The sequence below is a fragment of the Burkholderia sp. Ax-1720 genome, from assembly GCF_011753035.1.
In the GTDB taxonomy this organism is placed as follows: Bacteria; Pseudomonadota; Gammaproteobacteria; order Burkholderiales; family Burkholderiaceae; genus Burkholderia; species Burkholderia gladioli.
The window spans coordinates 1-8,635 of the sequence record NZ_VWWK01000238.1 but is presented as its reverse complement, the minus strand read 5'-3'; the positions used below and the strand labels follow the sequence as shown (position 1 = coordinate 8,635).

Sequence of the window (8,635 nt, the reverse complement as noted above, 5' to 3'; positions counted from 1 at the left end):
AGGCGCCGCTGCCCGCGCACCGCTCGCAGGCGGTGCCTGCCCGGCGGCGGCGCGCATGCGGCACCGCACAAGTGCATCCGGATCGGATCGGTGCGCGCCCTGGCGGCAGGTGGCGGAGCCGGTCGTCGGCACGGCTGGCGGGGCGCCGCCGCGGCTACAATGCGGGCTTCACAATCGCCGCGCGCAGCAAGGGTCCGCATGGAACTGAAATGGCTGGAGGACTTCGTCTCGCTCGCGGAGACGCGCAGCTTCAGCCGTTCGGCCGAATTGCGGCATGTCTCGCAACCGGCCTTCTCGCGCCGGATCCAGGCGCTCGAGGCCTGGCTCGGCACCGAGCTGATCGATCGATCGGTCTACCCGACCCGGCTGACCCAGGCCGGCCAGGTGTTCCTCGAACAGGCGCTGACCATGCTGTCGCAGGCGCACGAGGCGCGCACGCTGCTGCGCGGCCACGCGGCGGCGCCGGTGCCGACCATCGAGTTCGCGGTGCCGCACACGCTCTCGCTGACCTATTTCCCGTTCTGGCTGCAGCGCATCGAGGCCAAGCTGGGCCCGGTGCATACGCGGCTGCGCGCGCTGAACGTGCACGACGCGGTGCTCTCGCTGGTGGAGGGCGGCTGCGACCTGGTGATGGGCTACCACCACCCGAGCCACCCGGTGGCGCTCGACCCGGCCCGCTACGACATGCTCACGCTCGGCATGGAGCCGATCAGCCCGTTCTCGGCGCCGCTGCGCCCGGGCCGGCCGCGCTATGCGCTGCCCGGCGCCGCCGACGCGCCGGTGCCCTACCTGTCCTACACGCCGAACGCCTATCTCGGTCGCATGACCGAGGTGATCATCGCCAATGCGCGCGAGCCGCTGTTCCTCGACCGCGTCTACGAGACCGACATGGCCGAGGGGCTCAAGGCGATGGCGCTGGCCGGCCATGGCGTGGCCTTCCTGCCGCACAGCGCGGTGGAGGACGCGGTGGCCGGCGGCGAGCTGATCCGCCTCGACCGGCCGGCGCGCGAGGGCGGCGCGCAGCCCTTCACGCTGAACATGGAGATCCGGCTCTATCGCGACAAGCTCGCGGTGCATGGCGACGAGGCCCGGCAGGCGCTGGTGCGCGAGCTGTGGGACGCGGTGATCGAGGAACTGGCGCAGCGCGCCGGCTGAGGACGGAGCGGCTTGCAGCCCGGTTGCGGCCAATTCCGACTCGCGGGTGAGGTTAATTGGCGCGCTCGATCACCGGCACGCGCCTCGCGTCGCGACCGGTGCAACCGTTGGCGGGCCTTATCCCGTAAGGCTTTCGGTCGATTTTCTGCAGTTTCGGGTGGCGCCGCCCGGCGCGCCGGCGCCACTCGCTCAGCGCAGCTGAAAAGGCATGGCGATTGCTACCGTTCGCGAGCGGAACGCGCGCTTTGCCCAGCAGTAGCGCGATCATGCAAGAAACGCATAATCGAATAATCAAACGGCATTGGATTTCGAAAATGCGTTTTTCGACAATGTGCGTCATTCGCTGACCGTTGGAGAATCCATGTCTTCGCAACCGCAGTCCACGTCCCCCGTGCAATCCGTGCCGTCCTACCTGAACGCCGAGGCGCTCGGTCCCTGGGGCAACTACCTGCAGCAGGTCGATCGCGTCGCGCCGTACCTCGGCTCGCTGTCGCGCTGGCTCGAAACCCTCAAGCGCCCGAAGCGCATCCTGGTGGTCGACGTGCCGATCGAGCTCGATAACGGCACGGTCGCCCACTTCGAGGGCTACCGCGTGCAGCACAACGTCTCGCGCGGCCCGGGCAAGGGCGGCGTGCGCTACCACCAGGACGTGACGCTGTCGGAAGTGATGGCCCTGTCGGCCTGGATGTCGGTCAAGAACGCGGCCGTCAACGTGCCGTACGGCGGCGCCAAGGGCGGCATCCGCGTCGACCCGCGCAAGCTCTCGCGCGGCGAGCTCGAGCGCATGACGCGCCGCTACACCAGTGAGATCGGCATCATCATCGGGCCGAACACCGACATCCCGGCGCCCGACGTCAACACCAACGAACAGGTGATGGCGTGGATGATGGATACCTACTCGATGAACCAGGGCCTGACCGCTACCGGCGTGGTGACGGGCAAGCCGATCACGCTCGGCGGCTCGCTCGGCCGTCGCGAGGCGACCGGCCGCGGCGTGTTCGTGGTCGGCTGCGAAGCCGCCCAGAAGAAGGGCGTCGAGATCAAGGGCGCGCGCATCGCGGTGCAGGGCTTCGGCAACGTCGGCGGGATCGCCGGCAAGCTGTTCCAGGAAGCCGGCGCGAAGGTGGTGGCGGTGCAGGATCACACCGGCTCGATCTACCAGCCGGCGGGCCTGGACGCGGTCAAGCTGCTCGACCACGTGGCGCGCACCGGCGGCGTGGCGGGCTTCGAGGGCGCCGAGCCGATGGCCAACGACGAGTTCTGGACCGTCGAGACCGAGATCCTGATCCCGGCCGCGCTGGAAAACCAGATCACCGAGAAGAACGCGGGCAAGATCCGCACCAAGATCGTGGTGGAAGGCGCGAACGGCCCGACCACCACGGCCGCCGACGACATCCTCACGGCCAACGGCACGCTGGTGATCCCCGACGTGATCGCCAACGCCGGCGGCGTGACGGTTTCGTACTTCGAGTGGGTGCAGGATTTCTCGAGCTTCTTCTGGACCGAGGACGAGATCAACCAGCGCCTCGAGCGCGTGATGCGCGAAGCCTTCGCCGGCGTGTGGTCGGTGGCGGAAGAGCACAAGGTGTCGGTGCGTACCGCGGCCTTCATCGTGGCCTGCAAGCGCATCCTGATGGCGCGCGAGATGCGCGGTCTGTACCCCTGATCGACGCGCGAGCGAGCGATCGACACGGCATCGCGGCCTACCGGCCGTGACGCCAGCGCCTGGCGGGCGCCACCGGATCCGGTGGCGCCCGCTTCGCGCATCCGGATCAAGCTTCGGATGCGCGCCCACCGCGGCCGACAGAAGCCGTGGCGTAAGAAGAACAGCGGGTTAATAATAATTTCTTTCAAAAAAGTTACTTTGCTAGACTGACAAAGCTTAGCCCTAGGAGATACCAGATGAATTTCAATAAAGCGCTGCTGCTGGCCGCCGCTCTCGCCACGTTTGCCGGCGGCGCCATGGCGCAGGAAACGGGAACGCTGAAGAAGATCAAGGACACCGGCGTGATCGCGCTCGGCCACCGCGAGTCGTCGATTCCGTTTTCGTACTACGACCAGAACCAGAAGGTGGTCGGCTACGCGCGTGACTTCCAGATGAAGGTCGTCGACGCGGTCAAGAAGAAGCTGAGCCTGCCGAACCTGCAGGTCAAGGACATTCCCGTCACCTCGCAGAACCGCATCCCGCTGGTGCAGAACGGCACCGTCGACATCGAATGCGGCTCGACCACCAACAACCTCGATCGCCAGAAGCAGGCTGCCTTCTCGACCACCTACTTCGTGATCGGCACGCGCCTGATGACGTCCAAGGATTCGGGCATCAAGGATTTCGCCGACCTGAAGGGCAAGACCGTGGTGACCACCGCCGGCACCACCTCCGAGCGTCTGCTGCGTGCGATGAACAACGACAAGCAGATGGGCATGAACATCATCAGCGCGAAGGATCACGGCGAATCGTTCCAGACGCTGGAGACGGGCCGCGCGGTCGCGTTCATGATGGATGACGCGCTGCTGGCCGGCGAACGCGCCAAGGCGAAGAAGCCCGACAACTGGGTGATCGTCGGCACGCCGCAATCGGAAGAAGCCTACGGCTGCATGATGCGCAAGGACGATCCGGCCTTCAAGGCGGTGGTGGACGGCGCGATCACCGAGCTCGAGAAGTCGGGCGAGGCCGCCAAGCTCTACACCACCTGGTTCGAGAAGCCGATCCCGCCGAAGGGCCTGAACCTGAACTTCCCGCTGTCGGATTCGATGAAGAAGCTGTACGCGAACCCGAACGACAAGGCGCTCGACTGAGTTTCGCGGGTCACCACCCCACGCTCTCACGCAACGGAAGAGGCATGTGCTTCTTCCGTTTCTTTTTGCCGGAGTCTTGTCCATCATGTCTTACCACTGGAACTGGGGCATCTTCCTGAGCCCCGTTTCGACGGGCGAGCCGACCACCTATCTCGGTTGGCTGCTGTCGGGCTTCTGGGTGACGATCAAGGTCTCGCTCGCCGCCTGGGTGATCGCGCTGATCGTCGGCTCGCTGTTCGGCGTGCTGCGCACCGTGCAGGATCGCCGCCTGTCCGCGATCGGCACGCTGTATGTGTCGATCTTTCGAAATATCCCGCTGATCGTGCAGTTCTTCGTCTGGTACCTGGTGGTGCCCGAGCTGCTGCCCGCCTCGATCGGCACCTGGATCAAGCAGTTGCCGCCGGGCACGCAGTTCTTCACCGCCTCGATAGTCTGCCTGGGGCTGTTTACCGGCGCGCGCGTGTGCGAGCAGGTGCGCTCGGGCATCAATGCGCTGCCCAAGGGCCAGCGCGCGGCGGGCCTGGCGATGGGTTTCACCGAATGGCAGACCTATCGCTACGTGCTGCTGCCGGTGGCCTACCGGATCATCGTGCCGCCGCTCACCTCCGAGTTCCTGAATATCTTCAAGAATTCGGCCGTGGCCTCCACGATCGGCCTGCTCGACCTGTCCGCGCAGGCGCGGCAGCTGGTCGACTACACCGCGCAGACCTATGAGTCCTTCATCGCGGTGACGCTCGCCTACGTGATCATCAACCTGGTCGTGATGGCCTTCATGCGCTGGGTCGAGGCGAAGACGCGCCTGCCCGGCTATATCGGAGGCAAGTGATGCACGATTTCGACTGGAGTGGAATTCCGGGGGCGCTGCCCTCGCTGTGGACCGGCGCGATCGTCACCCTGCAGATCACCGTGCTGGCGATCGTGGTCGGCATCGTCTGGGGCACCTTGCTGGCCTTGATGCGGCTCTCGGGCGTGAAGCCGCTGCAGTGGTTCTCGCGGCTCTACGTCACGGTGTTCCGCTCGATCCCGCTGGTGATGGTGCTGCTGTGGTTCTTCCTGATCGTGCCGCAGGTGCTGCAGGGCGTGCTCGGGCTGTCGCCGACCATCGATATCCGGCTCGCCTCGGCGATGATCGCGTTCTCGCTGTTCGAAGCCGCGTATTATTCCGAGATCATCCGCGCCGGCATCCAGGCGGTGCCGCGCGGCCAGGCGAATGCGGCGTTCGCGCTCGGCATGAGCTACGGGCAGGCAATGCGTCTCGTGATCCTGCCGCAGGCCTTCCGGGCGATGGTGCCGCTGCTGCTCACGCAGGCGATCGTGCTGTTCCAGGACACCTCGCTGGTCTACGTGATCAGTCTCGCGGACTTCTTCCGCACCGCCACCAACATCGGCGATCGCGACGGTACCAGCGTCGAGATGGTGTTGTTCGCGGGCGCCTGTTATTTCGTCGTGTGCGTGCTCGCCTCCGCGCTCGTCAAGGGTCTCCAGAAAAAGGTCACAAGATGATTTCCATCAAGAATGTTTCGAAGTGGTACGGCCAGTTTCAGGTGCTGACCGACTGCACGACGGAAGTGAAGAAGGGTGAGGTGGTGGTGGTGTGCGGGCCCTCGGGCTCGGGCAAGTCGACCCTGATCAAGACCGTGAACGGCCTCGAGCCGTTCCAGCAGGGCGAGATCCTGGTCAACGGCGAATCGGTCGGCGACAAGCGCACCAATCTCTCCAAGCTGCGCTCGAAGGTCGGCATGGTGTTCCAGCACTTCGAGCTGTTCCCGCATCTGTCGATCACGGAGAACCTGACGCTCGCGCAGATCAAGGTGCTCGGCCGCGGCAAGGACGAGGCCAACGAGAAGGGCCTCAAGCTGCTCGATCGAGTCGGCCTGAAGGCGCATGCGCACAAGTTTCCCGGCCAGCTCTCGGGCGGCCAGCAGCAGCGCGTGGCGATCGCCCGCGCGCTGTCGATGGACCCGATCGCGATGCTGTTCGACGAGCCCACCTCGGCGCTCGACCCCGAGATGATCAACGAGGTGCTCGACGTGATGGTCGAGCTCGCGCAGGAGGGCATGACCATGATGTGCGTGACGCACGAAATGGGCTTCGCCAAGAAGGTCGCCCATCGCGTGATCTTCATGGACAAGGGCGCCATCGTCGAGGACGACCGCAAGGACGAGTTCTTCGCCAATCCGAAGTCGGATCGCGCCAAGGACTTCCTGGCGAAGATCCTGCACTGATCGATCGCGGCCGCGATTGCCGCAAGCGGAACGCCCGGCTTCGTGCCGGGCGTTTTTTTATTGCGGCGCCGGAATCGACGCGATCGCGTCGGGAGTGAGGAGGGTGGGAAGCGGGCAGGGCGCGGCTCGGGCCGCGCGCCGTTCAGAAATCGGTGGGATCGTCGCCGGCCGCGACTTCGGCGGCGGCCGCCGCGAGCGTGACGTCGCCCAGCGCGGTGCTGGCGGCAACCGCCGCGGCACGCTGGCAGTTCTGCGAGGCGGAAGGGTCGAGCGAGGGATTGCGCAGCTTCTCCAGCACGATCTCGGGCACCTTCACGCGCGTGCTGGCGGCCACGTCGCCGCACTGGAACATTATCAGCTGGCCCGGCTCGAAGGCGGTCCAGACCTCGTCGTCGGTCAGCGGCTGGGTGGCGATCACGGCGACCCGGTCCTCGGGCGTGGTGTACTTGGCGAAATCGATCGAGAGATCCTCGTCGATCAGGTGCGCGGTCGAGAACGGCCAGCGGCGCACCAGGTAGTGCAGGCGCGTGGAGCAGTGCGCGAACAGCGCCTGCCCGTTGGACAGCAGGAAGTTGAACGCGCCGTGCGAGGTGATGTCCTCGGTCAGCTCGGCGAGCCGCTCGAACAGCTCGGGCAGCGGCGGCTGGGCGCCCGGGAAGGTATCGCGCAGGCCCTGCATCAGCACGCAGAAGGCGCGCTCGCTATCGGTGGTGCCCACCGGCTGGTAGACGCCGTCCTCGAGCGTGGGCGCGTAGCCGGGCAGGTCGCCGTTGTGCGCGAAGATCCAGTGCCGGCCCCACAGCTCGCGCATGAAGGGATGGCTGTTCTCGAGCAGGATCGCGCCCTGCGTGGCCTTGCGGATGTGCGCGATGGTGTTCTTCGACTTGATCGGATAGCGCTTGACCATCTCGGCCAGCGGCGAGGTGGCCGAGGACTGATGGTCGAGGAACAGGCGGCAGGCCTTGTCCTCGAAAAACGCGATGCCCCAGCCGTCCTTGTGATGATCCGTGAGCCCGCCGCGGGCCGCGAAGCCGGTGAACGAGAAGGTCACGTCCGTGGGCTCGGCACAGTTCATTCCGAAGAGTTGGCACATAGGTGTTGCGGCAGGTCAGGCAGGGGGGACACCGGGCGGAACCGGTACAATGACGGTTTCAAGCATATCACCGAGCCCCGGGCGGCTGAAGCGGAACCCGCGTGCGCACGGCCCCGTGTTGCGGTTTTCCGTCACTCCCGACGGTCACGGGGCACGAACGCGGCCGCCGCCGGCCCGCCGCCCGTCCATCCCTACGACGCCCCATGACCGCTCCGAACGCCGCTCCCGCCGTGTCTCCCGTTTCCTCGCTGACCCTCGCCCGCCCCGACGACTGGCACCTGCACGTGCGCGACGGCGCGATGCTCGCCGCGGTGCTGCCGCATACCGCGCGCCAGTTCGGCCGCGCGATCATCATGCCGAACCTGAAGCCGCCGGTCACCACCACCGCGCAGGCCGAGGCCTATCGCTCGCGAATCCTCGCCGCCGTGCCGGCCGGGATGCGCTTCGAGCCGCTGATGACGCTCTACCTGACCGACAACACGCCCGGCGACGAGATCCGCCGCGCCAAGGCGAGCGGCTTCGTGCACGGCGTGAAGCTCTACCCGGCCGGCGCCACCACCAATTCCGATGCCGGCGTGACCGACCTGCGCAAGTGCGCCGGCGCGCTCGAGGCGATGCAGGAAGTCGGCATGCCGCTCCTGGTGCATGGCGAGGTGACCAATGCCGAGATCGACCTGTTCGACCGCGAGAAGGTCTTCATCGACCGCGTGATGACGCCGCTGCGCCGCGATTTCCCGGCGCTCAAGGTGGTCTTCGAGCACATCACCACCAAGGACGCGGCCGACTACGTGCGCGATGCGGATGCCGCGCCCGGCACGCTGGGCGCCACCATCACGGCCCATCACCTGCTCTACAACCGCAACGCGATCTTCACCGGCGGGATCCGGCCGCATTACTACTGCCTGCCGGTGCTCAAGCGCGAGACCCATCGCGTGGCCCTGGTGGAGGCGGCCACCTCGGGCAGTCCGCGCTTCTTCCTCGGCACCGACAGCGCGCCGCACGAGAAGAACGCCAAGGAAGCCGCCTGCGGCTGCGCCGGCTGCTACACGGCGCTGCATGCGCTCGAGCTGTACGCCGAGGCTTTCGACCAGGTCGGCGCGCTCGACAAGCTGGAAGGTTTCGCGAGCTTCTTCGGCGCCGATTTCTACGGCCTGCCGCGCGCCAGCGAGACGGTCACGCTGCGTCGCGAGAGCTGGCAACTGCCGGCCACGGTCGAGGCCGGCGACACTTCGGTGGTGCCGCTGCGCGGCGGCGAGTCGATCGGCTGGCGTCTCGCGTGAACGCGGGGGGCGGCGGCGCACGCGCGGCCGCGCCCGGCTTCGATGCGATCGACTGGGCCGCGCCGTGGCTCGCGCCCTTCGCGGCG

The 8,635-nt window shown here is 66.8% G+C and carries 9 protein-coding genes; 7 read left to right on the top strand and 2 right to left on the bottom strand.

Features of this window, described 5'->3' with window-relative positions:
- Nucleotides 1-198: 198 nt before the first annotated feature.
- Nucleotides 199-1,155 carry a LysR family transcriptional regulator gene (locus F3J18_RS33755; RefSeq protein WP_013696645.1) on the top strand — a complete coding sequence of 319 codons (957 nt, stop codon included), beginning with the start codon at nucleotides 199-201 and terminating at the stop codon, nucleotides 1,153-1,155.
- 52 nt (nucleotides 1,156-1,207) lie between these two features.
- Here F3J18_RS33755 and F3J18_RS33750 read toward each other — a convergent pair whose 3' ends face one another.
- On the bottom strand, nucleotides 1,208-1,495 hold the full coding sequence (locus F3J18_RS33750) for a hypothetical protein (protein ID WP_166916436.1): 288 nt from the start codon (nucleotides 1,493-1,495) through the stop codon (nucleotides 1,208-1,210).
- Nucleotides 1,496-1,516: 21 nt separating this feature from the next.
- On the opposite strand from F3J18_RS33750, the gene F3J18_RS33745 reads away from it, so the two are divergent.
- The 5 genes from F3J18_RS33745 (at nucleotide 1,517) to F3J18_RS33725 (ending at nucleotide 6,176) form a co-directional block, all read left to right on the top strand.
- Entirely contained in the window at nucleotides 1,517-2,821 is a 1,305-nt protein-coding gene (locus tag F3J18_RS33745; protein ID WP_025096779.1) for a Glu/Leu/Phe/Val dehydrogenase, read from the top strand.
- A 236-nt stretch (nucleotides 2,822-3,057) separates the two neighbouring features.
- Entirely contained in the window at nucleotides 3,058-3,951 is an 894-nt protein-coding gene (locus F3J18_RS33740) for a glutamate/aspartate ABC transporter substrate-binding protein (protein ID WP_025096778.1), read from the top strand.
- Between the two features lie 85 nt (nucleotides 3,952-4,036).
- Entirely contained in the window at nucleotides 4,037-4,777 is a 741-nt protein-coding gene (locus tag F3J18_RS33735; protein WP_013696648.1) for an amino acid ABC transporter permease, read from the top strand.
- Nucleotides 4,777-5,454, top strand: a complete 678-nt coding sequence (gene gltK, locus F3J18_RS33730; RefSeq protein WP_025096777.1) for a glutamate/aspartate ABC transporter permease GltK — start codon at nucleotides 4,777-4,779, stop codon at nucleotides 5,452-5,454. The genes F3J18_RS33735 and gltK overlap by 1 nt, the downstream gene beginning before the upstream one ends.
- Nucleotides 5,451-6,176, top strand: coding sequence for an amino acid ABC transporter ATP-binding protein (locus F3J18_RS33725; RefSeq protein ID WP_013696650.1), 726 nt, complete (start codon nucleotides 5,451-5,453; stop codon nucleotides 6,174-6,176). The genes gltK and F3J18_RS33725 overlap by 4 nt, the downstream gene beginning before the upstream one ends.
- 142 nt (nucleotides 6,177-6,318) lie before the next feature.
- On the opposite strand, the gene F3J18_RS33720 is transcribed toward F3J18_RS33725, so the two are convergent.
- A complete protein-coding gene (locus F3J18_RS33720) occupies nucleotides 6,319-7,269 on the bottom strand; it encodes a class II glutamine amidotransferase (RefSeq protein ID WP_166916434.1) in 951 nt (316 codons plus the stop codon).
- A 203-nt stretch (nucleotides 7,270-7,472) separates the two neighbouring features.
- Between F3J18_RS33720 and pyrC the strand changes: the two genes are divergently transcribed.
- Complete coding sequence (gene pyrC / locus F3J18_RS33715; RefSeq protein ID WP_025096776.1) at nucleotides 7,473-8,549, top strand: dihydroorotase; 1,077 nt, start codon at nucleotides 7,473-7,475, stop codon at nucleotides 8,547-8,549.
- Nucleotides 8,550-8,635 lie beyond the last annotated feature (86 nt).

Bases quoted from the DNA above. Each gene is read 5' to 3' on its own strand.
- F3J18_RS33755 (WP_013696645.1), top strand. From the start codon at position 199: ATGGAACTGAAATGGCTGGAGGACTTCGTCTCGCTCGCGGAGACGCGC.
- F3J18_RS33750 (WP_166916436.1), bottom strand. From the start codon at position 1,495: ATGACGCACATTGTCGAAAAACGCATTTTCGAAATCCAATGCCGTTTG.
- F3J18_RS33745 (WP_025096779.1), top strand. From the start codon at position 1,517: ATGTCTTCGCAACCGCAGTCCACGTCCCCCGTGCAATCCGTGCCGTCC.
- F3J18_RS33740 (WP_025096778.1), top strand. From the start codon at position 3,058: ATGAATTTCAATAAAGCGCTGCTGCTGGCCGCCGCTCTCGCCACGTTT.
- F3J18_RS33735 (WP_013696648.1), top strand. From the start codon at position 4,037: ATGTCTTACCACTGGAACTGGGGCATCTTCCTGAGCCCCGTTTCGACG.
- gltK (WP_025096777.1), top strand. From the start codon at position 4,777: ATGCACGATTTCGACTGGAGTGGAATTCCGGGGGCGCTGCCCTCGCTG.
- F3J18_RS33725 (WP_013696650.1), top strand. From the start codon at position 5,451: ATGATTTCCATCAAGAATGTTTCGAAGTGGTACGGCCAGTTTCAGGTG.
- F3J18_RS33720 (WP_166916434.1), bottom strand. From the start codon at position 7,269: ATGTGCCAACTCTTCGGAATGAACTGTGCCGAGCCCACGGACGTGACC.
- pyrC (WP_025096776.1), top strand. From the start codon at position 7,473: ATGACCGCTCCGAACGCCGCTCCCGCCGTGTCTCCCGTTTCCTCGCTG.